The organism is Methanosaeta sp. UBA458 (assembly GCF_002496085.1).
In the GTDB taxonomy this organism is placed as follows: domain Archaea; phylum Halobacteriota; class Methanosarcinia; order Methanotrichales; family Methanotrichaceae; genus Methanothrix; species Methanothrix soehngenii.
On the sequence record NZ_DAIK01000044.1, the window covers coordinates 1 to 23,642 of the forward strand.

Here is a 23,642-nt window from a genome sequence, read left to right on the forward strand (position 1 = left end):
TTATCAATCAGGTGCTCTGCCTAGACAGTGGATCAAACCGGGATGGAACGATATTTAAAAAGCGAGGCGAACGAACTTGCTCATCCTGAGAGAGTCTGGCGGTAAATCCCTTGGAGAATGTTCTGTTTGGAGATTTGATGGCTTAGATGGTTCGGTTCAAGCAATCTTGCCAGATCGAGAATACGCTGTTTTTGGGAGAGGTCGATGGATTTTTTGAATGGAAACGAAATCTATCCAGCACACAAAGGACTCAAAGACCGCACCAAAGGATTATTGGGCTATCAAGAACTGGATTAACCTTTGCGAGGCCTTTGTGCTCTTTGTGGCTAAAATCCGTTATCTGTAATCCAATCAAACCGATCTACGACGAGTATGAACCAGGCTCCTCGCTATGTAGCACGGGTGAACTTTGAATCGCAAATTCTCTGTATCTTTTCGCCTCTGTGGTGAACCGCGATGCTCTGACCCAACCAGAGAGACGCAAAGGAACAAAGGCCATAATCTCTGCCGGATCTCACCCATATAATTCAACAAAGAGCCGATTTAAGAAACGGAGAAGATTCAGGCCCCTGCCCGGATCGCCTCCCTCCCCGCCGCCAGGGCTTCCTCCAGCCTCTCTGTATCCGGCCCGCCGCCCTGGGCCAGCCCCCGGCCTGCCACCGACGAGCAGAGCCGCTACTTTAAGCAGAAAGTTCTAACCTGTCCGGACGCCTTTATCCCATCAACTCACAATTATCCATGCTTTTGCAATTTTAATACTAATATTTTTAAACCTCTTCTCCAGCGCTTTAATCCCATAATCGTTTAATCAGTGATAGCTCCTGAGATCCTTATCGCGGTCTCAGTTACCACTACGAAGCGACCGGATAGATCCGATTCATCCAGGGAAAGGACCTTTTTCATCATCGATATCTTATCGGATGGACCACAATAAGCGCTGCGAAGCAATATAATCCCGCGATGAGGCAATTTCATTCGAAAGATCATATCTCCAAAATCCTTATCCATGGTTACTACTATGCGCCCTTCTGTGCAGGCTTTTTCAAGGATGCGTTCGTCTTCCCACCCCCGGCAATCCTCGAAAGCAGAAGATGCATCATGATTATTTTCGCGCAGCCAGCGCACGACAGAAGGTCCCACACACTCATCCACCAGGAATCGCATCTAAACGGCCTCAGCGCCGAGGGGAACAAAAGAGGCATCCTGCAGGCTCTTAGAGGCAAAGAGGAGACAGGCATATATGTCGTCCTTTGCCAGGCCGGGATATTCTTCCAGAATCGCCTCCATACTGATGCCATGAGCCAGGAGTCCAAGGATGTACTCCACTGTAAGTCTTGTACCTCTGATGACAGGTTTGCCCACCATTATCTTGGGGTTTATAGTTATCCTTTCCAACAGCTCTTCGTTGTTCACAATGATGCTATTTGATGCTCTTTTGATATAAATGTAAGGACCGCCAAAAATATGCTGATCGCTCGCCATAAAATCTGATCATCAGCGAGCATTCAGAGAGGGAAAATATTAATAAACGGAGAAAATCAGGCCCCAGCCCGGATCGCCTCCTTCCCCGCGGCCAGGGCTTCCTCCAGCCTCTCTGTATCCGGCCCGCCGCCCTGGGCCAGCTGGGGCCTGCCGCCGCCCCCGCCGCCCAGTGCTTTGGCTGCTGCCTTGATTATGCTCCCCGCCTTGACGCCCTTTGAGAGGCCAGACTGGCCCACGGCTGCTACCAGCTTTCCGGTCTTCGAACCCAGCAGGGCCACGCAGTCCTCTTCTGCCAGTAGAGCCGCGGCCTTGAGCAGCTCATCGATATCCGCATTGCCCATCTTCTGCACAATGACCCGCAGGCCGTCTATGGTCTCCGCCTCGGAGACCAGGGTCTTCAGCCTGGCAGCAGCCAAATCCTCTTTCAGCCGCTCGATCTCCTTTTGCTGCTCCTTCCACTCCTCGAAGAACCTCTCCGCAGTCCGGGGGAGCTGCTCATTTGGCACCCGCAGGATGCCTGCCGCACCGGCCAGCAGGTCGTCCCTGGCCTGAGACGCTCGCACAGCCGCCTCTCCGGCAGCAAACTCTACCCTCTCCACCCCGTCTTGGACTCTCTCCGCCCTCAGGATCTTGATCATTCCTATCATGCCGGTATTGGTGACATGAGTCCCTGCGCAGGCCTCAATGTCGCTTCCCACCCGCACCACCCGGATGAGCTTCCCCGGCGGCACACCGCCCTGGTAGAGCTCGAAGCCGAAGAGCTTCTCCGCCTCGGTGCGGGGGAGAAACTGGGTGTCCACCGGGACCAGCTCCATCACCCTGCGGTTGGCCTCCAGCTCTATCGCCTTCAGCTCAGCATCGGTGATCCTCTTGAAGTGAGATATATCCAGCCGGGCCCGGTCCTCGCTCTTCTGGGCCCCCGCCTGCCATATGTGCTTGCCCAATACCCTTTTGGCCGAGTCGTGTACCAGGTGCGTGGCGGTATGATGCCGGGCATGGGCCAGACGGCGAAGCATGTCCACCTTTCCCTTAACGCGATCCCCTTTGGCCAGGCAGCAGGGCTCGGCCAGCTTATGCAAGACCACATCCCCTGACTTCTGGACGTCTGTTACCTGGAACAGCTGCCCATCCTTCTCCAGGGTGCCATGATCAGCAGGCTGGCCTCCACCCTCCGGGTAGAGAAGCGTCCGGTCCAGGATGGCCGACCCCTCCACCACATCCAGAACTTCTGCCTCGAACTCCTCCTCGAAGGGATTCTCATAGAATAGCAGCTCCGTCTTGCCCGGTATGGGGGGGTTTTTCTCCTCCTCCGGCTCCGCTCGGATGTGCTTTTTCGCGACCAGTGAATAGAAGTTGTCCGGCAGGTCCACCTGAGCCCCCATCTGTACCGCTGCCTCGCGGGCGATCTCCGGAGGGATGCCGTGCGTATCATAGAGGGCGATCATCTCCGAGAGGGGCACAGGCTCCTTCTTCTTCAGATAGCTTTCCGCCGTCTTCCGGACCAGACGCATGCCCTTCTCCAGGGTCTCGGCATACTTCTGCTCCTCCTGGTCCAGGATCTCCCTGATGGTAGCGAAAGACTCCTCCCAGTCTGGATAATCCAGGCGTGAGATCTGAAGCTGGACCAGGTCGGCCAGGGGCAGCCGCAGGCCCAGCTCTTTCATCAGCCGCAGAGTGCGGCGAATTACCAGCCGGGAGAGGTAGCCGCCCTTAACATTGGAGGGGATGATACCGTCTCCCAGCATATAGGCCAGGCAACGGGTGTGGTCGACCACCGCATAGACCCGCTCCATGGGAAGAATGGCCTTCTCCAGCCGCCCGGGATCAATGCCTATGCTGCCTGCGATCTTCGCCCGCAGGTCAGACATACTGTACTCGTCCAGGTCCACCATTCCAGCCAGGCGGGCGTTCTGGGCGAAGATCTCCGCATACTCCGGGTCATCCAGGTTGTGCTCTACGCCAGCCAGGTCTGCCACCTGCCTTACCAGGTCAGGGAATATGGCGTCATAGATGGTGGGAGCACCATTAGAGGCCCAGACAAACCTCTCCAGGCCGTAGCCGGTGTCAACGATATAGTTTTTCATCTTTTCATAGCGCTCGCCCTTGATCTCTACAGCGCCCGCAGGCGCGGCCACCAGATCCATGAACACCAGAGTGGCCAGCTCCAGGCCGCCCACCATAACCTCCACGCTCGGCCCGGCATTGCCCCCACCGGCCCAGGGATTCTCCTTGTAGGTCACCGCCAGAGGATCCATCCCCAGGCCAACGAGCAGCTCGTCACAAAGCCGCACAGTCCGGTCCTTCCAGTAGATCTCCCTATCCGGGGTGTTGAATACGTGGTGGGCCATCATCTCAAAGGTAGTGAGATGCCGCCCGCTCCGCCCCACTGAATCCAGGTCGTCTAAACGGATGCAGGGCTGGCTGATGGTCAGGGGGTTGGCTGGCGGCGGTACCTGCCCTGAGGTAACAAAAGGCTGAAAATCGGCGATGGAAGCAATGGTCAGATAGATGTCATCTCGCCACCTGGCCGCCACCGGATACCTCTTGATCCGGGTATGCCCCCGGGCCTCGAAGAAGCCCAGATAATGCTCGCGCATTTCATCCAGGCTATGCTGGCGCTTGAATATGGGAGAGCCAATGAAGGTATAGGGATCACAGGGCGGATCACCGCAGGTCTTCCTGCTCCCGTCCCTGGTCCAGAAGAATTTGCCGCATTTCTCGCACTTCTTATGATGGAATCCTTCCTCAATGAAGAAGTCCAATCGATATTCGTCCTCGGTGAACATGGCACATCAGCTTTTGCCGGGAGAAGGACGAGGATTGCTAAAAGGTTTTCCAAATGGCCAGACATTGCTGACCATCAGAATAATCTCTCGAATCTCGCCTCTAGTTCACCCTCATGACCTTCAGCAGGGAGACCACTGGCACTCCGGCGATCTCTTCAGTGCCTTTCTTGTCGATCAGGACGGCGATGGCATTGATCCTTGCCCCGTGCTCATCCAGATATTCCACTGCTTCCTCCAGGGTCTGACCGGATGTCACCACGTCATCGACGATGATGCAGTCCTTGTCCTGGACATCGGAGAAGTTGGAGCTCAGGTTGCCCTTGGCCCTCTTGTTCTCCTGGGCGATCATCTGTTTGCTGGGGGTGTAAACGGCCAGCTCCGCTGCCAGGTCGTTTGCCACCATGCTGGCAATTGGCAGGCCGCTCAAAGCGATTCCCACCACCACATCCACGCTGCTCTCATTGGCATCCAGGGTCTCATAGATGATGTCGGTCATGGCCTCGGATATGTGGTTGAGCCTGAAGGCGCTTCGGCCTATGGCCGACCAGTCCACCGATATATCCTTGGGGCCGGGGGAGGTGCTCGTCTTCTCGGCATGGGTTAAAAGCCAGGTCACCGTCTCTCCGGATACATTCAGCTCCTCAGAGATCTGACCCTCTACCAGTCCTTCTGCCTTAAGTTCCGTTGCCTTCTTCATCAAATTTTCAATATTTTTCATCTCATACACCTTTTCTTCTTTCGGGCGGGAGTTCCGCAATCAGGACATGCTTCCCCCTCGAATCTCTGGCCGCAGCCCTGGCACCTCTGGACATATTTACGCTCTTTCTTTATCCGGGGCTGGCCGATGGGCTCGATCTTCAGGCCGAGGTGAAGAGCGACGTTTTGCAGAGCATAGTCGTCGGTAGCGAGAGTAGCATTATACTCCAGTGCCTTGGCCAGGACCTCCAGATCGGCCGCAGAGAGAGAACGAATGTCCCCCGTCTGTTCAGCCGCATCTCTGGCCGCTTTCAGGGCAATAGTGGTGGGGCTCTCCACCCGGGTCTCATATATATGGAGCCGGGACCTTGCTCTTATATCCTTTAGCTCCGCCTCCACCGCCGGGACGGTGATCAGCTCCCCTTCTGGCCTCTTGCCCCAGATGAACACCGAAGCGTCCGCTACGGTCATACACATGCAATTGCTCTTCTTGTTTATAGTACTTGGACTTTTCCCGGACCAAAACGCTATTATCATATAATGAGGTCTGGAAATCCGATGGCCAAGAAAGAGAAAAAGTCTGGCAGAAAGGATGAGCGAGGGCTGGCAGCGGAACAGAATAAGATGACGGCGCCAAAGGAAACGGAGACGAAAACGAAAAAAGAACCGCCCAGGCCTAAGACAGCTGCCGACAGGAAGAAAGACCGCCGGGATGGGATAGTGAAGACAGTGTTCGCCGCCGCTCTGGGAGTCCTGGCAGGCTTTGCCTGCTACTATATTGCCAGCACCACGGGCGAGAATCCATGGGAGATAGGCGAATTCCCCTGGCATTTCATATTGCTATCAGTAATCCTGGTCACCTCTCTATTCCAGAGGGTCGCCTATCCCCTGCTGAAGATAGATGCAGCCAGCTTCAAGACCAAAGACTGGCTATACGTGGAGTTCATTGTAGTTGACCTCTGGCTGGTCACATGGACAATACTGCTCAATTGAGGTAGAACATGAGGATAGCTATCATCAATCGCGACCGATGCCAGCCGAGAAAATGCTCTAAAGAATGCGAATACTTCTGCCCGCCGGTCCGCACGGGCGACGAGACCATCGTGTTTGCAGATGGCAAGCCCCTCATTACTGAGAACCTCTGTGTTGGCTGTGGAATATGCGTACGCAAATGCCCCTTTGGAGCCATCACCATCACCAATCTGCCCGAGGAGATGGAGGATCCAGTTCATAGATACGGCCAGAACGGCTTTGCCCTTTATGGCTTGCCTGTGCCGATCGAGGGAAGGGTCACGGGTCTTTTGGGCCCCAACGGCATAGGAAAGAGCACGGCGATATCCATTCTCTCCGGTATTCTCCGGCCGAACCTGGGCAAAGACGCATCCTGGGAGGAGGCGCTACAGCGCTTCTCCGGCTCCATCCTGGGAGACTATCTGAAGAAGGTGGTGGATAAGGGGATCAAGACCTCTTATAAGCCTCAGTATGTTGATCGCATCCCAAAGAGCTATTCAGGCATGGTTTCGGGCCTCTTGGAAAAGACTGATGAGAGGGGCGCCCTGGCCGAACTGACGGGGACTTTGGGCATATCAAAGCTCATGGACAGAGACATCTCCAGCCTCAGCGGCGGCGAGCTGCAGAGGGTGGCCATCGCAGCTGCGGCGGCAAAAGACGCTGATTTCTACTTCTTCGATGAGATCAGCCCGTACCTTGATATCCACCAGCGCATCAACTCCGCCCGCATACTGCAGAGCCTGGCTAAAGATAAGGCGGTGATGGTGGTTGAGCACGACCTGGCCCTGCTCGACCTCCTGGCGGAAAACGTTCATCTCATCTATGGCGTTCCCGGTGCTTATGGCGTGATAACCAGGCCCAAAGGGGTGCGGGTGGGCATCAACCAGTACCTTCGCGGCAACCTGCCCGAGGAGAATGTTCGCTTTCGCGACACCGCCATCAACTTCGAGGTACATGCCCCCCGAATAGAGAAGGAGATCCCATCCCTCATTGCCTATGACGCTTTTGCCATGAAGTATTCTTCCTTCCGGCTGGAGGCCGAGGCGGGGATCATCCGCCGGGGCGAGGTGGTGGGGATCTTGGGGCCCAATGGAATTGGGAAGAGCACTTACATCAAGATCCTGGCAGGAGTGGAAAAGCCAACAACTGGCAGCTTTGAAAGCCAGCTGAAGATATCCTATAAGCCCCAGTACCTCAAAGCAGACACTGAATTGACCGTAGAGGGCATGCTGAGGGGATTGACGCACGGATTTGACAGCAGTTACTATCAGGCAGAGATCCTCAGGCCCATGGGCATCGAGCCCCTCTTAGATAAGATCCTCTCTGAGCTCTCAGGCGGGGAGCTGCAGAGAGTGGCCATAACTGCCTGCCTCAGCCGGGAGGCGGACCTCTATCTACTGGACGAGCCTTCCGCCCATCTGGACGTGGAGCAGAGGATGCTGGCCGCCAAGGTCATGAGAAGGTTCGCCGAGTCCACTGAGAAGACTGTACTGGTGGTGGATCATGACATCTATCTGATCGATCTGCTCAGCGAGCGCCTGATGGTCTTCGATGGCGTTCCTGGAATCCTCGGTGTGGCCCATACCCCGCTGGAGATGCGCGAGGGGATGAACGCCTTCCTCAAAGGGATCGGCATAACCTTCCGGCGCGATGAAGAGACCCGCAGGCCCAGAGTCAACAAGCCGGAATCCAGGCTGGACAGAATGCAAAAAGAGCAGGGAGAATATTATTATCAGATTGAAGAAGCATGAAGTGAATGGAGAATGAGAGAATTCATCCGCAGGAATAATCCATTCAACCGCCATTTCGTGCGCAACCTGGAAGCGGGAACACTGCTGGAGATATTCCTGGTAACAGCGGTATGCTCCGTCCTGGGAATACGCTTCTTTCTCGCCCTAACAGGATATCCGAGCCTTAGCCCGGGGCATTTGCATATCGCCCATGTCCTCTTGGGCGGCGTGCTGATGATGATTGCTCTGGTCATCAATCTGGGCTACATCAACAAATCAGCCAACTATCTGGTGGCGGTGATTGGAGGCCTGGGATTTGGCGCATTCATCGATGAGCTGGGCAAGTTCATCACCGGGGATAATGATTACTTTTTTCAGCCCACAGTGGCCCTGATCTACATAATATTCGCCCTTTTGTACCTGGCAATTCAGACCTTCATCCATAAGCCAAAGCTCACCGAGCAGGAGAGGCTGGTAAATGTACTGGAGCTGGCAAAGGAAGCGGTCTTGGAGGATCTGGATCATCTGGAGAGGAGAAAAGCCCTGGCTCTGCTAAAGGAGAGCTCCCAGAATAATCCAATGACTCGAGCCCTGCAGGATCTTCTCCATAGCACCGATAGCGTGCCCATGCCCAAGATCGACATCTACACCGCCACGAAGTATCGTATGCGCAGGTACTACCGGAAGCTGATCAAAAAGAGCTGGTTTATAAGAGTGGTTATGGCCTTCTTCATCCTCCAGTCCATCTTCACCCTGGGCCTTGACTTCATGCTCATTTACCTCAGGCTTAACTCGGAGAAAGGTTTTGAAGCCATATTTCCCAGCCTATCGTTCTTCGATCTGGCCGGACTGGCTGCAGCCACCCTATCCTCCATCCTGGTCATCTATGCCATTATTAAGATGAAAAGCTCCCGCCTGGAGGCCTACAGGATATTCAAGAACGCTATCCTTGTGCAGATATTCATAGTGCAGGTCATCCTCTTCTATCTGACACAATTTATTGCCCTGCTGGGCCTGGCCGGCAATATCTGCATACTTTTAGTGCTCAACTACATGATCATTCAGGAGACCAATGCCAGCAGAGGCCCGGAGAATTCCGTATGAAGATATCAGCCGGGGATCATTTCTTCCACTTGATCTTATCTCCTTTGGACTTCAGCACGTCTCCCCTTTCCAGGATCCGGATCAATTCCATAAAGACATCCCTTCCGTCAACCATCAGGTTTACATCATGCTCATCCTTGCGCAGCATGCAGCTCTCGATGAACTCATCCAAGCTCATCTTCTTGTCAGACGGTGGCGTCGCTAGCTTCTCTATCAACAATCCCAGGGCAGATATCTGCTGATATTCATCAGGATACATGTCGATGAACTCTTCATCCATATCGCTTACCAGCGGAGCGGTGAACTCGTCCACATAAAGGCCGATGGATCTGGATAAGTAGTAATCCGCATTTAGCACGAGCTCATCGGGCTCTGTATCGAAGTCACCCGGATCGGCAGGAATCTCCAGCAGCGGATCGTCCAATTTGTCGCCAATGGGCTCTCCCACAATTATGCCATTTAGGGATAGAACGGAATGAGCGAAGCTCTGGGCCTTTCCTGAGCGCAGCAAATAGTTCAGCCATGCATCTACGTTGAAATCCAAAGGTTCGCTCTCTTCTGAAGTATCCTCCGAATTCTCCTCTGAGGATTCTTCCGAAAGCTCTTCCGGAGACTCGATCTCATCGCCCTCGCATTGGGCTAAAATCTCATCCCTTATCTTCATCATCGTCGGGTCTAGCTCTTTTAAGAAGAGCTCATCGAACTCCTCAGGGGTGCTGCTCTGGGAAAGCGCGCTCTTTATCAACGACAGATCGTGCTCATAATCGCTGATATCCTCTGCCATCTCCTTGAGCCGGCTGTACCTGCCGCGAAGGCAGAATTGCTCATCTGAATCCATAACCAGGTAGGGCTTTAATTCAACTCTAATTCCCGCATCGCTGAGGAAAGTGCGAATATTAGCGGCCTCATCCTCATCATACTCTCCAAGGAAGAACATGGATTGCTGTAGTATTCAACTGGTTAAAAACTTCACGGAAAAATAGGAGGGAGGGAAAGTCGAGAAGGGTAATGAGGTAGGAGGAAAACGCCTATCGACTTTCACCGTATTCTATATAGTAATTTAACGAGATATATAGCTTTCGACGTAGACGATTCGCCTAAACCATCTCATCAAGCTCTTTCTTCAGCTTGGCATATGTCACCCGCAGATGCTCAGATATCACCCTGGTATCAGATAAGACGGGCATGAAGTTGGTGTCTCCATTCCAGCGTGGGACGATATGCATGTGAATGTGGTCGGCGATCCCTGCACCGCCCACAATTCCCATGTTAATTCCCAGGTTGAATCCATCAGGACGCATGGTCCTTCTCAAGAGCTCCACTGCCAGATCAGCAAGCTCCATCATCTCCCGACGCTCATCATCCGTCCATCCGGCGAGAGTCGAGGTATGCTTAAACGGAACCACCATCATATGACCATTGTTGTATGGATAGGCATTCAGGATGATGAAGTGATTTTTGCCGCGGTGCAATATGAGGTTCTCTTCGTCCCTGTTCTCCCCAGGTTTACTGCAGAATATGCAGCCCTCCGGCTTCTTGCCGAGGATGTAGTCGATCCTCCAGGGTGCCCATAAATCTTCCATATCATTTCGCCCCATTCTCAAAGACGATCTTCCTTCCCACCACTTTAGGATTCCCCTCGATGAACATCTTTATCGCCCTGGGATAGGCCCTGTACTCTGCCCTCTGGATCCTGGCCTTTAGACTCTCATGGGTATCGTTCCTCTTCACCGGCACCGGCATCTGATAGATGATCGGTCCGTGATCGACATCCTCATCGACGAGATGAATGGTGGTGCCAGTCCACATCACTCCATGCTCCAGGGCCTGGCTGAAGGCATCCAATCCCCGGAACGAGGGCAAGAGAGCAGGATGTATATTTAAAATTCTATTTTTATAATGGCGAACGAATCGAGGTGACAGGATCCTCATATAGCCGGTGAGAACCACCAGGTCCACCCCTGCCCCCTCCAGATGCGACACGAGCTGTTGGTCATACTCCTCTCGACTCCTTCCCGCTGGATCCAGATACATATGACGAACACCAAACTCTTGAGCGATCCGGAGGGCTCCAGCGTCCGGCTGATCGGCTAGGACTATTTTGACCTGGGCAGGAAGATAACCATCCCGCTCCGCCAGCAGAATGTAGCGAAGGTTCTCTCCTCTTCCGGAGGATATGATGCCAATGGTGGCGGTCAAATCGATGGCTCACTTCCCAAGGGTGATCTCAATCGCGGATACATTGGTTGCCCCCCGGTCGGTGTCGAGGGTCTCGGTGGAGATATAAATTCCCATCACCCTAACATCAGGCAGAAATCTAGACCTTGAGACCTCTGCCACATCCACCGCCCTGGAGATCGCCCGCCCTCTAGCCATGATTCGGACATCCTTGGCGCCGCTGTTGAACTGGGTTACCACTGCCAGCACATAGTTCATCACAGGCTTATTGCCGACGAATACGACCTCATCTTCCGCCATTGGCTCATCACCTTAAAAATTAAATTGCACTATTCTATGATATCATAGATAAACCTGCTGATTAGAGATTACAGATATCTGCCTCGCGCTTTTATCTCCTTCACCCTCTTTAGAACTGCTTCTCCGAGGGGATAAACCTCCAAGTAGCCGGCCTTGAAGGCCTCTATCAGCTCTTCAGGTCGATCGTGGGTGCTCTCCAGAGTCTGGAAATAGACGTGCACATCCACCCCCTGGGCCTCAGTGGACCTCTCAATAAAGGAGAGGCCAAAGTCGATCAAGCAGATATCCCCCTCAACTAGAATCATATTGGAGGTGGTCAGGTCCCCGTGAATGATTCCCCCTTGGTGCAGCCTTCCCACCATCTCCCCCACCTTGCGGGAGAGATCCGGATTTATCACATCCTTGAGCTTATCTCCCCGGATATGCTCCATCTTCAGCTCAAAGCGGGATATATCGCAGATGATGGGTGTGAGAACGCCATGCCTCCGGGCATCAGAGGTGATCCTCGCCTCCCTGATAGTCCTCTCCTGGCGGATTCGCTCGTCCAAGGCAGGCAGGCGGTAGCTCTTGGGAAGCCGCCACTTCCTGACCACTCCGTCCTCCAAGGTTATGACCGCCTCTGCACCTCTTCCAATCTCCATGCTCATTTTATCTCCATGCAGTCTCCGTCTTCTTGCCCATTCCATCTGTATGCACCGATCAATTCTATTTGCATCCAGTCAGCTCCAATTGTCATCTGCGCCGATCGATTTCTATCCGGTCAGGTCATCCCTTTTCTTCCAGGCCTTGATCAGCCCCAAGCAGCCGGTGATCATCATATCTCCCGCCGGAGCTGCCGCCACCGCCCCTTTTAAAGCCTCGCAGGAGAGGAAGCTCTCCCTTCGGGGTCCAGTGATCAGAATCGACCGGACCCCATCCGGCAGGCTGCCTATATAAGAACCATGACCTCCATCGTCGAACACCTCACCCTCCTCCAGCGTTCCCCGGCAGAGCTTCTGGGTAAACTCCCTCACCTTTTCCCCTTTCATGCTCGAGGTATGATGCTCGAAGACGGCACAGATCCTTCCCTCTGACAGGATGGCAGCTATAGTATGGCTGTTTCCAAAGTTGATGATCAATGCCGGGTCCTCAATCCGCGGGTCGAGGGCGGCACCGAAGATAGCTGCAGGACCGGTGTCCATTATAAAGGGCTCAAATCCCTCTTTTATCAAGGTATCCCGCACTGCCACCATCCTGGTCATCTCCTGCGGGCACTCTTTAAAAGTGAAATCATCCAGGCTTCCGCCCGAACGGATGGCTGCGACCATATGCTCGAACCGGACCTGGCGGTTTGGCTTGCCGGGAGAGTAGCCGTGGTCCTGTACCGCCACGGCAATATCCTTAGGCAGAGATATGTCGAATAGCTGGAAAGCCCGCTGAAGAGAGGGAATGTCGATGTCTCCCGTCTCTACGATTTCTGCTGATGCCGGTGCATCCTCCTGGATGATAACTCCCAAGGCCTCAACCTGGCCCAGGTCATTATTAATGGTGGCTGCGGCTGAGGGGGTGGCAAAAACCCTCAGTCCCGCTGCCAGGTGCCACCTCACTGCCATGGTGGAGGCTCCGCCCCCCATGATGGGGCCATGCAAAAAAATGTCCCGTCCCGCCATCCTGGCCCGGCTAATCCTGTTTCCAACAATCATGGTCTGACTGGGCAGAACCATCTTGGTCGAGCCCTCGATGGGCACCCCCTCCTGGTAAAGCAGGATGTCTTGAGTCCCTGCCCCAACGTCAACCGCTAAGAGCGTCATAGATCATTCCTTCCCCTAGAGAGCTTTTGTCTGGTCCCAATTGGATGGGCTACGGGAAAAATTTTATCCTCGTCCAGAGAGGAATGGACATGATCTTAGATGTGGTGGTCGCGAGCACGTCTCGCTATACTAAGTTCGGCTCGGTTCGGGATCCGGATAGGGCAGAGGACCTGTCCGGGAAGGTGATACTGGAGAAGATAAGGACGGCAGGGTATACAGGCAACTACCTGCTCATCCCGGACGGCGTAGAGCCCATCCAGCGTGCAATTAAGACGAGCAGCGCTGATGCCATGGTGATCTGCGGCGGCACAGGACTCACCGCTTTGGACCTAACCATAGAGGCTGCAGAGCCGCTCTTTGAAAAGACGCTCCCGGGGTTTGGGGAGATCTTTCGTTGGCAGAGCATGAAGGAGGTTGGAACCCGGGCCATGCTAACCCGGGCAACAGCCGGAGTCTTTATGAAAAAACCAATATTCTGCTTGCCAGGCTCTCCCGGGGCGGCTCGCTTGGGAATGGAACTCATATTAGCAGAGATCGAGCATATCCTGAAACATGTGATGGAGTAGGGGAAAAATAATATTAATCGAATCAAAAACTATTGCCCCGGAGTAGCCTTTTATATCATTAGTACACTAATAAGCACATAGAGCTAATCACGGAGACTTGGCCAATGGAGACAGAGATTCCAGTGCGAGATATCATGACCCGACCGGTGATCACCGCTGACGCCGATCTAGATGTATTGAGCGCTGCCAAAAGGATGGGCTCGGCCAATGTGGGAAGTCTGATAATTGTATCCCGAGACAAAACCACAGGCATTTTAACGGAAAGGGACCTGGTCAGGAAGGTCATAGCCCAGGGGGTTGATCCCAGAAATCTGAAGGTGAGGGAGATCATGAGCTCACCTGTAACTGCAATCGAACCCGATGCAAGCATAAGAGATGCAGCCAACCTCATGCTCCGGGCAGGAGTAAAACGGCTGCCTGTTATCCTCAAGGGCAAGCTGATGGGCATAATCACAGATACCGACCTGGTCTCTGGCTGTTCCGTCGGATTGAATGATATCTTAAGCGATCTGTTGGAGATGCACCGGGAGAACATTCATTTCGAGCAGCCCCGAGGAACTGTGAGCGGAATCTGCGAAGTCTGCGGCCAGCTATCAGATAATCTGGAAAACGTGAATGGCGAGTTGCTCTGCTGGAGCTGCAGGGACGGAAATCGATAGCCTTAGAATGACTGCGATATGGCAAATTGCAATATGGCAATCGCGGGACAGCAGGGGAGTCGGAATGCTAGTCGAAGACATTTTCTCTAGAGATCCTCTTTATGTGGAGGACTCCACCTATCTGACCAAAGCGCGTCAGTTGATCAGAGACAACCATGTGCGGGGACTGCCGGTTGTGGATAGCAGAGTCCAGGTTTTAGGGGTTATAACCTCACAGGATGTGCTTCGGATTACCTCGACCAAATCAAATGTTACAGTCTCAGGATTTAAAGTTCAGGTACCTGCAGTGACGGGTGATACTGATGTGCTTGATGCGGCAAGGATCATGCTCAAAGAGAAGAGCAACCTGCTTCCAGTGGTCGAATCCCAGGAAGATAAAACTCTAAGAGGTGTTGTAACAATAATTGATATATTCAAGCATTTAGATATCTCTAAAGTTCCAAAAAAACCGATTGGCGAGATCATGAGCACCAAGGTGGTAACCGCCCGCCTGGACGAGCCGGTGACCAAGGTCTGGGACCGGATGGTGGAACGAGATTTTACCGGTCTGCCAATGGTGAGGGATGAGAAACCCATGGGAATTATCACGAGATTCGATATCCTGAAGAGAGGCTGGGCCAGGATCAGCAAAGAGAGCGAGACCAGACCGGTGGAAAGAATGCAATTGCCGGCTGAGAAGCTGATGAGCTCTCCTCTCTACAGCCTTGGGCCGACGGCCAGCGTTGCCGAGGCCATAGAGCTGATGCTCAAGCACGATGTGGGCAGGGTATCGGTGGTAGACGAGGGAAGGATTATGGGGATAGTGGATAGAAGCGATCTGATCAAATGTTACCTGGGGGAGTGAAAATGAGCAATGGTCCAACTAGTGGAAAGGAGATAACGAGGATACCGCAGAGGAACGATAGAATGCCAAGAGCTCCGGGCTCAGGAGAGAGGGGACCGCTGCAGTTCGACTCCAGGCATGCCAAACACATCAGCGAGGTGCTGAGCGCAGCATCGCCGGACGTGGTCACAGTCCCGCCTACTACCACCATCATGGGGGCCATAAAGACCATGACCTTCTACGGCTTCTCCAGGCTTCCCATCGCAGATGCAGGCACAAAAAGGCTGCTTGGCTTTGTGACATCGGTGGATGTAGTGGACTTCCTTGGCGGAGGGCTTCGGCACAACCTTCTGCAGGAGAAGTATCAGGGGAATATCTTCACCGCCATTAATGCAGATATAAGGGAGATAATGAGCAGCAAGCTCATCTATGCCAGCGAAAACACCTCATTGCATGATGTCTTGAAGCTGATGTATGAGAAGAACGTGGGCGGCCTTCCGATAGTGGATGAGGATTCCCGCATCAAGGGAATAATCACCGAGGAGGACTTCGTGCGCTCTTGTCGAGGGGTGGATACGGGCCTTGTGGTTGAATCCTTCATGAGCCCCAATGTTGTAACTGCACCCGCTCAGACCACCATCGAAAAGATGACCAGGATGATCATCCAGAAGGGCTTCCGAAGGATGCCTGTGGTGCAGGATGGCGTTCTCATGGGCATGGTGACCGCATCGGACATAATGAAATACCTGGGCAGCGGTGATGCATTCGAAAAGGTGGTTACGGGCGACATCGGCGAGGTGATGAACCAGCCCATAAAGAGCCTGATCAAGAGAAGCTTAATCACCATCGAGAAGAAGATGGACCTGGGCCATGCGGCCAGAAAGATGATGGACAACGAGATTGGATCGATGCCCGTAATGGACAGGGGTTCATTAGCAGGCATTCTGACAGAAAGAGATTTCGTGAGGGCCTTAGCTGAGAACAGAGGAATACTGCCATGATCATAAAGAAAGTCAAAGACTACATGAGCACCCCCGTAAATGTCATCGAGCGGAACGAGCCCATTCAGAGAGCAAGGAACCTGATGTTCAAGTACTCCATCGGCAGGCTTCCGGTTATGGATAACGGCAAGCTGGTGGGCATAGTCACCAAATACGATATCACCAACCGGATCAGCCAGGCAGCCCCAGAATGGAGGAGGAGGCCCATAGACAAGGTCCCAATCCAGGTGGTCATGACCGAGAAGCCGATAACCATATTCCCTGATGCCACCATGCCCCAGGCAGCGGAACTGATGATCGAGAACGATATAAGCGGCCTGCCGGTGGAAAAGGACGGAGAGATCGTGGGCGTGATCACCTCCAGGGATATGGTGAGACACTTCTCCGAGCAGGATATATCCTCAACTGTGCAGGAGCTGATGAGCAAGAACATCCTCAATGTTCACCGCCACCATACCATAGGCCATGTTCTGGAGGAGATGAATGTGCAGGGGATCAGCCGGGCCCTGGTCTATGAGGATAACAGGACTCCTGTAGGCATAGTGACCCGCTCAGGCCTTACGTTCTCTGATATCATGGGGCCGAAGGATGATATGGAGACCAAGAACATCAAGATGACCCGGAAGGAGAGCACTGCGGGCAGAAAACAGAATCGATATGTAAGGCAGATGCCCTTCGTGGCCGAGGATGTCATGACCTCGCCCATACTCAGCCTGACCCCGGAGACCAATGCGGTCGAGGCCAGCAAGACTCTTGCAGAAAAGCATATCATCGGCATGCCGGTGGTAAAGGACAATGATGTGGTGGGCTATTTCTCAGCCGATGAGATCATAGCGGAGATTGGCAGGTGGAAGTGATGCAGGTTAAAGACATTATGACAGAGCCCGTTACCATCGATAAATCGGAACGGTTGGGCCATGCGCTGGATATAATGGAGAAGAACGATCTGCGCAGGCTTCTGGTGACAAATAAAGGCAAGATAGGCGGAATAATCACTACCAGACAGATTGCCCGCGTTCTTGGTGCCCGAAAATCCCTGGGCATGCCGGCCTCCTCTCTGCATGTGGCATCAGCCACTCAGGATAGCGTTATCAAGGTCCTGGCGGACATGGACATGTTAGATGCCATGCTCCTCTTGCAGAAGACATCGGTGCTGGTGGCAGTGGACGGCGAGAAAATCCTGGGCTGGGTCAGGCCGAGGGAGATCCTGGAGAAGGCCAATGTGAGCGGCCTGGCCTCCGAGGCCATGAGGTATCCCCTCACCGCGAACCCCAACGATCGTCTGGTTCATGCCCGGCGCACAATTCTGGATAGAGACGTGGGAAGGCTTCCCGTGGTCGAAGCAGGACGTCTGGTGGGGATATTAACAGAGGGAGATGTGGCCAAAGCCCTGCGAGCCTTCAGGGATCTCAATGACACCGCCAGCAAGCAGCATACTCGCATCTACAACATACTGGTCTCTGATGTGATGACCCATGATGTCAAGTACGTCTACACCGATACCCCTCTGGAGGAGGTAAAGAGCATAATTCTCTCGGATAACATAGGCGGCCTGCCCGTGCTCAACCACAGAGAAGAGGTAGCGGGCATGATCACCAGGAGGTCCATACTGGATTATCTGGTGAGGACTGGATGAATCTGCAAAGGATTGCAGATAAACTGGGAATAACTGTAGATCGGCTGCAAAGCCTGCAAGATACGAAGATATCTGAATCAAGCTGGCCCGAGCCTCAACTGCTGAGATTTGATAAGGAGATCTCAGGGGTTGAGGCCGGGACGGTGATTTTTAAAAACGGAGAAATTGTCTGGGGCTACCCCAGCATCCGCCGTCCTCTGATGCTTGAAGCGGGGATAAAACGTCATTTTATCGATTCTGTGGCAGTGGAGGAGAAGATGAATGGCCACAATGTCCGCATAACATCCATAGACGGGGATATCGTGGCCCTGACCAGAGGTGGTTTTGTCTGCCCTTACTCCACAGAGGTGGCGACAAGGCTCCTGCCGGAGGATATTTTCGAAGAGAAGCCCAATCTGGTCCTTTGCGCGGAGATGGTGGGGCCGGAGAACCCCTATGTATCTTTAGATGTCTATCCCACTGACAGCATCGATTTATACCTCTTCGATGTTGCCCAAAAGAACCAGCGAGGGACCCATGGGGTGCATAAGACCCACGAGATAGCAGAGGATTTCGGCCTGAAAGGGACCGCTTTTTTTGGAGAATTTCCCCGGGAGACGGCGCACAAAAGGATCAAAGAGATAGTGATCAAGCTGGGCCGGCAAGGAAGGGAGGGGGTGGTCTTGAAGGACCCGGAAAACAGGGTAGCCCCTCTGAAATATACCAGCTCCGAATCGAACTGCAATGACCTGGCAATAGCTTTTAGCCACTATAACGATTATGCTTTGGACTTCTTTTTATCCCGCGCGGTCCGGGAGGGCTTTCAATCAGTGGAATGGCAGGAGTCGGTGGAGGAGAGAAGGGAGAGGGCCCGGCGCATTGGTGAGAGCATTCTCTTGCCCCTGACAGAGACCATCAAGAATAAGCAGCAGGGGGAGACTATTATGCAGAGAATTAAGATCCGGGTGAAAAGCCTGGCCACAGCCCGGGGATTTGAGTATCACCTGCGCAGATGCGGGATCCGGGCAATATTCGACCAGCCGCTGCCTGATGATGACGGCTATACCATAGGAATAACCAAAATAATCATGAGCACAAATGATAAGACTGAAGCCCTCTTGAATGGAGAGATGTGGTGAAGGCAGAGCTTATGACAGAGATTGCTGACATTGAGATGGAAGGCCATCTCATAGACTCCCAGATGCTAACACGAGTCCTGGACAAGATCATGGACATGGGAGGAGAGTTTGAGATCAAAACCTTCCGCATAGGGGAGAAGAAGAACGATACCAGCTATGTGCAGATCACGGTGACCGGAGAGGATTCAGCTCACCTGGACAGGATACTCAGGGAGCTGAATGCCCTGGGAGCGCGCCTCCTGGAGATGGAGGACGCCAAAACCGAGATCNNTGTGGTGATTGGAACCACAGGGGTCAAGGTGGTACCGCCCGAGCGCCCGAGGGAGAAGAGCTTCTTCGGATTCATGTCCAATGAGGTCTCCTCAGAGAGGCCCAGCGGAGAGCTCGTCCGCCAGCTGGCCTGTGAGATCATCAGGACCAAGAATGGAGGAGGAAAGATTGCTGTGGTCTGCGGACCAGCGTTGGTTCATACCGGTGCCGCCCCCTCCCTGGCCAAGCTCATCCGAGAGGGATATGTGGATGTCCTCCTGGCAGGAAATGCGGTAGCGGTACATGATATCGAGCGCCAGCTCTTTGGCACCAGCCTGGGCATGAACTGCTCGGGAAATGCAATATCAGGAGGACACAGAAACCATCTGTACGCCATAAGCGAGATCATGGCCAGCGGCTCCATCAAGAAGGCCATAGAGGAGGGCAAGCTCAAGGGTGGAATAATGTATGAGGCGATCACCAGAGGGATCGACTTCATCCTGGCGGGCTCCATTCGCGATGATGGACCCCTTCCCGAGGTCATAACCGACACCGTCAAGGCCAAGGATGCCATGGGCAGGGTTCTGCAGGGGGTGGACATGACCATAATGCTGGGCACAATGCTCCATTCCATTGCTGTAGGAAATCTCTTGCCCTCATATGTCAAGACCATCTGTGTTGACATCAATCCCTCCACAGTGACAAAGCTGATGGATAGGGGATCGGCCCAGGCCATAGGCCTTGTGACCGATATTGGCATATTCTTGCCCCAGCTGGCTGAAGAGATCCAGAAGCAGAAAAAAGAGATCATAAGAGCTGCCTGACTGGATCGCAAATCTTTTATTCGCCTATGCCCCTGCTAGTAGAGTCCCAGAGGGCCGCCGTGGCTTAGCCCGGTTAAAGCGGCTGATTCGTAAGATGGTCCGAAAGATCAGCAGTTCATGGGTTCGAATCCCATCGGCGGCTTTTTATTTTTAAATCCTGCCGATCTTGGGATTTGCCGGTGGTTTATAAGCAGTATATAATCAGTTTATAAGCGCTTTATAAATCTTAAATACTCACATATATATACCCCCAGTTTGTAAGTATGAACTGGAGATACTTGAGTATGGAGTCCACAATAAACATAGAGAACGTGGTGGCATCCACCAAGCTGGCTGAGGAGTTCGATCTCCATAAGATCGAGGCTGAGCTGGAGGGCGCAGAATACAATAAAGAGAAGTTTCCCGGCCTGGTATACCGGGTAAAAGCCCCCAGAGCTGCTTTTCTGATATTCACCTCCGGCAAAGTGGTATGCACCGGCGCCAAGAACGTCGAGGACGTTCGCACGGTTATAACCAATATGGCCCAGACTCTCAAGTCCATAGGCTTCGAGAATATCGATCTGGAGCCGGAGATCCACGTTCAGAATATTGTGGCATCTGCAGATTTGAAGACAGACCTGAACCTCAACGCCATAGCCCTCGGCCTGGGACTGGAGAATATCGAATACGAGCCGGAGCAGTTTCCCGGCCTGGTCTACCGGATAAAAATCCCAAAGGTGGTAGTGCTCATATTCAGTTCCGGAAAATTGGTGGTCACTGGTGGCAAGTCGCCAGAGGAGTGCGAAGAGGGAGTCAAGATCGTGAGGGAACAGCTGGAGAATATGGGGCTGCTATAACTGAATTGCCCAGAAGGATGAGACCTATTGAAAGCAGGGATCGATCCCTTTTTTTGTCTCCAGACTCCTGCAAATACTGGGAAATATGGGCATTTTTTCCGCCTCTTTTGCCCCTGGCCATGAGTAGTTATATAAACAAAAGTTTCCTTTTATAAGCAATGATCTTCCAGATCCTGGACGCTAACTACGCATATGATTCAGGGCGAAAGCCCTTGGTGCAGCTATTTGGCACCACTCCAGAAGGGCAGAGCGTCACAGTCAAGGCAGCAGGATTCAGGCCCTATTTTTATGCCAGCGCAATAGAAGGCTGTCTGGAAAGTGCGGCGGACGACCTGAAGGCCATGGGTCTGGAGGTGGAAGTGCTGGAGCGCTTCGAGCCCATAGGCTATCAGAAGAAGCCCAAAAAGATGCTCCAGATCACCACTAACGATCCCAAAGAGGTAAGAAACCTGAGGGAGAGGGTGCGCTCCCTTCCCGGCATCCGGGCGGTCTACGAGACGGATATCCTCTTCAAGAACAGATTTCTGATCGACAAATCGCTGGGAGGAATGGGATGGGTCGAGGCTCCAATACCGGAATGGACCTTGAGCCAGAATGCCGGATCAGTGCAATCGGGAAGAGACTTGCCTCCGGTGGATGCTGCCTCCATCCGTCCGGTGCAGCATGAGGCCAATGCACCCTTGCGTTTCATGAGCTTTGATATCGAGTGCCTTCCTGATCATGGTTCCATGCCCAAGGCAGAGAAATCCCCGGTGATCCTGATCAGCATGGCCTTCGAGCCGGAGTATCAGGGCAACAAAGACCTGGTACTGGTGGGAAAGGAGATCGACTGCCCCCGTCCGGACACCAGAGCCTGCAGGAACGAGTATGAGCTTCTAAATCAGTTTGCAGCCATAATCAGGGACTACAATCCAGATATCATCGCTGGCTACAACTCCAATGATTTCGATTTTCCTTATCTTCAGGAGAGGGCAAAGCAGCAGCAGCTCGATTTCAGGGTAGGAAGAGATGGCAGCTCCTGGTACATAAAAAAGATAGTGAACCGAAGCGATGTCTCCATCACCGGCCGGGTGGTGGTCGATCTATTGCCCATCATACGCTCCTCGTTCAGCCTGAAGCAGTATACCCTGAGGAATGTTGCTGCGGAGCTTCTTTCGATGGAGAAGTACGATGTGAATCCCCAGGAGATCGAGGAGCTCTGGGCAGAAGAGAGCAATGGAGAAGGTCTGAAGCGGTTTATCAGCTACTCCCGCCGAGACTCTGTCCTCGCCCTTCGTCTGCTATTGGACCTTCGGCTGATGGACAAGTACATCGCCCTCTCACGGGCCAGCGGCTCGTTATTGCAGGATATAGTCAACGGCGGACAGTCGGGGATGGTTGAGAACCTGCTCTTGCGCCGCTTCCGGGAGATATCCCGGGTGGTGCCCCCCAAGCCAGATTCTGGTCTCTCGGACGAGCGATATGTGGAGAACGAAGAGCTGAAAGGAGGAGCAGTGCTGGTGCCTGAGAAGGGGCTGGTGGAGGATGTGGTCATTTTAGACTACAAGTCGCTATATCCCACCATCATGATGGCTCATAACCTCTGTTACTCGACGGTGGTGCTGGCTGACTCTCCCGACCAAAATGATATCATAACCTCACCCTCCGGAGGAAGGTTCGTCTCCCCGAATGTTTCACCGGGGGTAATGCCCCAGGTCTTAAAAGAATTGCTCGATCAGAGGACGGAGACCAAGAGGTTGATGAAGAAGGCCAGCGAAGAGGAGAGGCGATTTTTAGATGCCAAGCAGTATGCACTGAAGATCCTGTTGAACAGCTTCTATGGCTACTCGGGTTACGCCCGGGCGAGGCTGTACAGCCTGGCTTTGGCCAATGCGGTCACCTCCTTTGGCCGGGAGAACATTATCCGGACGAAGAAGATCATAGACGATATAGGATCGGTCTATGTGATCGAAGGCCGGGCAGTCTTCAAGGACGAACTGAGGCTAGGAGCCCCGACAGGAAAGGGATTCGACCTCAATGTGGTCTATGGGGATACTGACAGCGTCTTCGTCCGTCTCAGTCCCCATAATGAGCCGGTCTCACTGGAGGATGCGGGCCTGATCGGAAAGAAGATCGCCGAGACGGTCACATCCAGCCTTCCCCAGCCAATGGAACTTGTCTTCGAGGCCTTCGCCCGAAGGGGCATATTCCTGGCCAAGAAGCGGTATGCCCTCTGGATCTTCGAGCAGATGGGGGAGGAATGGAAAGATAGGATCAAAGTCCGGGGCATGGAGACCGTGAGGCGGGACTGGTGCGGCCTGACCTCCGGGACTCTGAAGACATGCCTGGAGCTGGTGCTCAAGGAGGGGAAGGTGGACGAGGCGGTAGAGCATGTCAGATCGGTGGTGGTCCGGCTGCAGAACCTGGACCTATCCCAGGATCCGGGAATACTGGAGGAGCTGACCCTCACCAGGAGGTACACCAAGAGCACGGGTTCGTACAAGAACAAGCAGCCTCACATCCAGCTGGTGGAGAAGATGAGAGAGAGAGGGGGAAAGGTGCCCACTGTCGGAGACAGGGTGCCCTTTGTGATCATCCGGGGCAAGGGCGGCAAAAAGAACAAGACCCTTTTCGTGGACCGGGCGGAGGACCCGGAATTTGTGCTGGAGAACAATATCTCTCTGGATACGGAGTACTATGTGAACAAGCAGATCCTGCCGCCGGTGATGCGCATATTCGAGAGCTTCGGGGTGAACAAGGACCGGCTCTGCTCTAGCCGGGCGCAGAGCAGCCTGTTCAGCTTTGCCGGCGAATGCAACAAGCCACAGAAGCAGAAGTCTCTCTTCGACTTTTAGGGAGGTTTGGCCTTCAGCC

24 protein-coding genes and 1 tRNA gene are annotated in these 23,642 nt (G+C 53.5%); 14 read left to right on the forward strand and 11 right to left on the reverse strand.

Features of this window, described 5'->3' with window-relative positions; all coding sequences use genetic code 11:
• Window positions 1-804: 804 nt before the first annotated feature.
• From BP822_RS02800 to BP822_RS02820, 5 genes are all read right to left on the reverse strand, one after another.
• Window positions 805-1,164 carry a DUF5615 family PIN-like protein gene (locus tag BP822_RS02800; protein WP_276619425.1) on the reverse strand — a complete coding sequence of 120 codons (360 nt, stop codon included), beginning with the start codon at window positions 1,162-1,164 and terminating at the stop codon, window positions 805-807.
• Window positions 1,165-1,413, reverse strand: coding sequence for a DUF433 domain-containing protein (locus tag BP822_RS02805; protein ID WP_276619423.1), 249 nt, complete (start codon window positions 1,411-1,413; stop codon window positions 1,165-1,167). It abuts the gene before it with no gap.
• Window positions 1,414-1,538: 125 nt separating this feature from the next.
• On the reverse strand, window positions 1,539-4,268 hold the full coding sequence (alaS, locus tag BP822_RS02810; RefSeq protein ID WP_286877697.1) for an alanine--tRNA ligase: 2,730 nt from the start codon (window positions 4,266-4,268) through the stop codon (window positions 1,539-1,541).
• A 100-nt stretch (window positions 4,269-4,368) separates the two neighbouring features.
• Complete coding sequence (locus BP822_RS02815) at window positions 4,369-4,986, reverse strand: orotate phosphoribosyltransferase-like protein (RefSeq protein WP_013719630.1); 618 nt, start codon at window positions 4,984-4,986, stop codon at window positions 4,369-4,371.
• The gene (locus BP822_RS02820) at window positions 4,983-5,435 is read right to left on the reverse strand and encodes an NOB1 family endonuclease (protein ID WP_083804698.1); all 453 of its coding nucleotides are present in this window, start codon (window positions 5,433-5,435) and stop codon (window positions 4,983-4,985) included. Before BP822_RS02820 ends, BP822_RS02815 begins: the two co-directional genes overlap by 4 nt.
• An 87-nt stretch (window positions 5,436-5,522) precedes the next feature.
• Between BP822_RS02820 and BP822_RS02825 the strand changes: the two genes are divergently transcribed.
• Genes BP822_RS02825 through BP822_RS02835 form a run of 3 tightly spaced genes read left to right on the forward strand, consistent with a single transcriptional unit; the run spans window position 5,523 to window position 8,809 of the window.
• A complete protein-coding gene (locus BP822_RS02825) occupies window positions 5,523-5,957 on the forward strand; it encodes a hypothetical protein (RefSeq protein ID WP_013719628.1) in 435 nt (144 codons plus the stop codon).
• 8 nt (window positions 5,958-5,965) lie between these two features.
• Window positions 5,966-7,726, forward strand: a complete 1,761-nt coding sequence (locus tag BP822_RS02830; protein WP_013719627.1) for a ribosome biogenesis/translation initiation ATPase RLI — start codon at window positions 5,966-5,968, stop codon at window positions 7,724-7,726.
• Window positions 7,727-7,738: 12 nt separating this feature from the next.
• Entirely contained in the window at window positions 7,739-8,809 is a 1,071-nt protein-coding gene (locus tag BP822_RS02835) for a hypothetical protein (protein WP_013719626.1), read from the forward strand.
• A gap of 16 nt (window positions 8,810-8,825) precedes the next feature.
• Here BP822_RS02835 and BP822_RS02840 read toward each other — a convergent pair whose 3' ends face one another.
• From BP822_RS02840 to BP822_RS02865, 6 genes are all read right to left on the reverse strand, one after another.
• Window positions 8,826-9,746 carry a hypothetical protein gene (locus BP822_RS02840; protein ID WP_013719625.1) on the reverse strand — a complete coding sequence of 307 codons (921 nt, stop codon included), beginning with the start codon at window positions 9,744-9,746 and terminating at the stop codon, window positions 8,826-8,828.
• A gap of 160 nt (window positions 9,747-9,906) precedes the next feature.
• Window positions 9,907-10,392, reverse strand: coding sequence for an HIT family protein (locus BP822_RS02845; RefSeq protein ID WP_048132224.1), 486 nt, complete (start codon window positions 10,390-10,392; stop codon window positions 9,907-9,909).
• A gap of 1 nt (window position 10,393) precedes the next feature.
• Complete coding sequence (gene purN, locus BP822_RS02850; RefSeq protein ID WP_276619413.1) at window positions 10,394-11,008, reverse strand: phosphoribosylglycinamide formyltransferase; 615 nt, start codon at window positions 11,006-11,008, stop codon at window positions 10,394-10,396.
• 9 nt (window positions 11,009-11,017) lie between these two features.
• The gene (gene albA / locus BP822_RS02855; RefSeq protein WP_013719622.1) at window positions 11,018-11,287 is read right to left on the reverse strand and encodes a DNA-binding protein Alba; all 270 of its coding nucleotides are present in this window, start codon (window positions 11,285-11,287) and stop codon (window positions 11,018-11,020) included.
• Window positions 11,288-11,355: 68 nt separating this feature from the next.
• Complete coding sequence (locus BP822_RS02860; protein WP_286877699.1) at window positions 11,356-11,928, reverse strand: Kae1-associated kinase Bud32; 573 nt, start codon at window positions 11,926-11,928, stop codon at window positions 11,356-11,358.
• Window positions 11,929-12,039: 111 nt separating this feature from the next.
• Window positions 12,040-13,077 (reverse strand): DUF1786 domain-containing protein, encoded by a 1,038-nt coding sequence (locus tag BP822_RS02865; RefSeq protein ID WP_013719620.1) that lies wholly within the window; start codon window positions 13,075-13,077, stop codon window positions 12,040-12,042.
• Window positions 13,078-13,160: 83 nt separating this feature from the next.
• Here BP822_RS02865 and BP822_RS02870 point away from each other — a divergent pair, with 83 nt between their 5' ends.
• The 11 genes from BP822_RS02870 to BP822_RS02920 all read left to right on the forward strand — a co-directional run bounded on the left by BP822_RS02870 (window position 13,161) and on the right by BP822_RS02920 (window position 23,623).
• Complete coding sequence (locus BP822_RS02870; protein WP_286877702.1) at window positions 13,161-13,643, forward strand: MogA/MoaB family molybdenum cofactor biosynthesis protein; 483 nt, start codon at window positions 13,161-13,163, stop codon at window positions 13,641-13,643.
• A gap of 104 nt (window positions 13,644-13,747) precedes the next feature.
• Complete coding sequence (locus BP822_RS02875; protein WP_013719618.1) at window positions 13,748-14,302, forward strand: cyclic nucleotide-binding/CBS domain-containing protein; 555 nt, start codon at window positions 13,748-13,750, stop codon at window positions 14,300-14,302.
• A 64-nt stretch (window positions 14,303-14,366) separates the two neighbouring features.
• The gene (locus tag BP822_RS02880) at window positions 14,367-15,146 is read left to right on the forward strand and encodes an HPP family protein (protein WP_013719617.1); all 780 of its coding nucleotides are present in this window, start codon (window positions 14,367-14,369) and stop codon (window positions 15,144-15,146) included.
• A gap of 62 nt (window positions 15,147-15,208) precedes the next feature.
• Entirely contained in the window at window positions 15,209-16,126 is a 918-nt protein-coding gene (locus BP822_RS02885) for a CBS domain-containing protein (RefSeq protein ID WP_013719616.1), read from the forward strand.
• Entirely contained in the window at window positions 16,123-16,983 is an 861-nt protein-coding gene (locus BP822_RS02890) for a CBS domain-containing protein (protein ID WP_013719615.1), read from the forward strand. The genes BP822_RS02885 and BP822_RS02890 overlap by 4 nt, the downstream gene beginning before the upstream one ends.
• The gene (locus tag BP822_RS02895; protein WP_013719614.1) at window positions 16,983-17,762 is read left to right on the forward strand and encodes a CBS domain-containing protein; all 780 of its coding nucleotides are present in this window, start codon (window positions 16,983-16,985) and stop codon (window positions 17,760-17,762) included. Before BP822_RS02890 ends, BP822_RS02895 begins: the two co-directional genes overlap by 1 nt.
• On the forward strand, window positions 17,759-18,880 hold the full coding sequence (locus BP822_RS02900) for an RNA ligase (protein ID WP_013719613.1): 1,122 nt from the start codon (window positions 17,759-17,761) through the stop codon (window positions 18,878-18,880). Before BP822_RS02895 ends, BP822_RS02900 begins: the two co-directional genes overlap by 4 nt.
• An 11-nt stretch (window positions 18,881-18,891) precedes the next feature.
• Window positions 18,892-19,953 (forward strand): TIGR00300 family protein, encoded by a 1,062-nt coding sequence (locus BP822_RS02905; RefSeq protein WP_286877703.1) that lies wholly within the window; start codon window positions 18,892-18,894, stop codon window positions 19,951-19,953.
• Between the two features lie 53 nt (window positions 19,954-20,006).
• Window positions 20,007-20,095: transfer RNA gene (locus tag BP822_RS02910), tRNA-Thr, on the forward strand.
• 142 nt (window positions 20,096-20,237) lie between these two features.
• A complete protein-coding gene (locus BP822_RS02915) occupies window positions 20,238-20,789 on the forward strand; it encodes a TATA-box-binding protein (protein ID WP_273270843.1) in 552 nt (183 codons plus the stop codon).
• A 158-nt stretch (window positions 20,790-20,947) separates the two neighbouring features.
• A complete protein-coding gene (locus BP822_RS02920; protein ID WP_286877704.1) occupies window positions 20,948-23,623 on the forward strand; it encodes a DNA-directed DNA polymerase in 2,676 nt (891 codons plus the stop codon).
• Window positions 23,624-23,642: the final 19 nt, after the last annotated feature.

What these genes read in the sequence shown, in the direction of transcription:
- BP822_RS02865 (WP_013719620.1), bottom strand. Translation starts at nt 13,077, where the DNA reads ATGACGCTCTTAGCGGTTGACGTTGGGGCAGGGACTCAAGACATCCTG.
- albA (WP_013719622.1), bottom strand. Translation starts at nt 11,287, where the DNA reads ATGGCGGAAGATGAGGTCGTATTCGTCGGCAATAAGCCTGTGATGAAC.
- BP822_RS02835 (WP_013719626.1), top strand. Translation starts at nt 7,739, where the DNA reads ATGAGAGAATTCATCCGCAGGAATAATCCATTCAACCGCCATTTCGTG.
- BP822_RS02890 (WP_013719615.1), top strand. Translation starts at nt 16,123, where the DNA reads ATGATCATAAAGAAAGTCAAAGACTACATGAGCACCCCCGTAAATGTC.
- BP822_RS02870 (WP_286877702.1), top strand. Translation starts at nt 13,161, where the DNA reads ATGGACATGATCTTAGATGTGGTGGTCGCGAGCACGTCTCGCTATACT.
- BP822_RS02820 (WP_083804698.1), bottom strand. Translation starts at nt 5,435, where the DNA reads ATGACCGTAGCGGACGCTTCGGTGTTCATCTGGGGCAAGAGGCCAGAA.
- BP822_RS02840 (WP_013719625.1), bottom strand. Translation starts at nt 9,746, where the DNA reads ATGTTCTTCCTTGGAGAGTATGATGAGGATGAGGCCGCTAATATTCGC.
- alaS (WP_286877697.1), bottom strand. Translation starts at nt 4,268, where the DNA reads ATGTTCACCGAGGACGAATATCGATTGGACTTCTTCATTGAGGAAGGA.
- BP822_RS02800 (WP_276619425.1), bottom strand. Translation starts at nt 1,164, where the DNA reads ATGCGATTCCTGGTGGATGAGTGTGTGGGACCTTCTGTCGTGCGCTGG.
- BP822_RS02830 (WP_013719627.1), top strand. Translation starts at nt 5,966, where the DNA reads ATGAGGATAGCTATCATCAATCGCGACCGATGCCAGCCGAGAAAATGC.
- BP822_RS02900 (WP_013719613.1), top strand. Translation starts at nt 17,759, where the DNA reads ATGAATCTGCAAAGGATTGCAGATAAACTGGGAATAACTGTAGATCGG.
- BP822_RS02825 (WP_013719628.1), top strand. Translation starts at nt 5,523, where the DNA reads ATGGCCAAGAAAGAGAAAAAGTCTGGCAGAAAGGATGAGCGAGGGCTG.
- BP822_RS02880 (WP_013719617.1), top strand. Translation starts at nt 14,367, where the DNA reads ATGCTAGTCGAAGACATTTTCTCTAGAGATCCTCTTTATGTGGAGGAC.
- BP822_RS02895 (WP_013719614.1), top strand. Translation starts at nt 16,983, where the DNA reads ATGCAGGTTAAAGACATTATGACAGAGCCCGTTACCATCGATAAATCG.
- BP822_RS02860 (WP_286877699.1), bottom strand. Translation starts at nt 11,928, where the DNA reads ATGGAGATTGGAAGAGGTGCAGAGGCGGTCATAACCTTGGAGGACGGA.
- BP822_RS02920 (WP_286877704.1), top strand. Translation starts at nt 20,948, where the DNA reads ATGATCTTCCAGATCCTGGACGCTAACTACGCATATGATTCAGGGCGA.
- BP822_RS02815 (WP_013719630.1), bottom strand. Translation starts at nt 4,986, where the DNA reads ATGAAAAATATTGAAAATTTGATGAAGAAGGCAACGGAACTTAAGGCA.
- BP822_RS02845 (WP_048132224.1), bottom strand. Translation starts at nt 10,392, where the DNA reads ATGGAAGATTTATGGGCACCCTGGAGGATCGACTACATCCTCGGCAAG.
- BP822_RS02915 (WP_273270843.1), top strand. Translation starts at nt 20,238, where the DNA reads ATGGAGTCCACAATAAACATAGAGAACGTGGTGGCATCCACCAAGCTG.
- BP822_RS02875 (WP_013719618.1), top strand. Translation starts at nt 13,748, where the DNA reads ATGGAGACAGAGATTCCAGTGCGAGATATCATGACCCGACCGGTGATC.
- BP822_RS02885 (WP_013719616.1), top strand. Translation starts at nt 15,209, where the DNA reads ATGCCAAGAGCTCCGGGCTCAGGAGAGAGGGGACCGCTGCAGTTCGAC.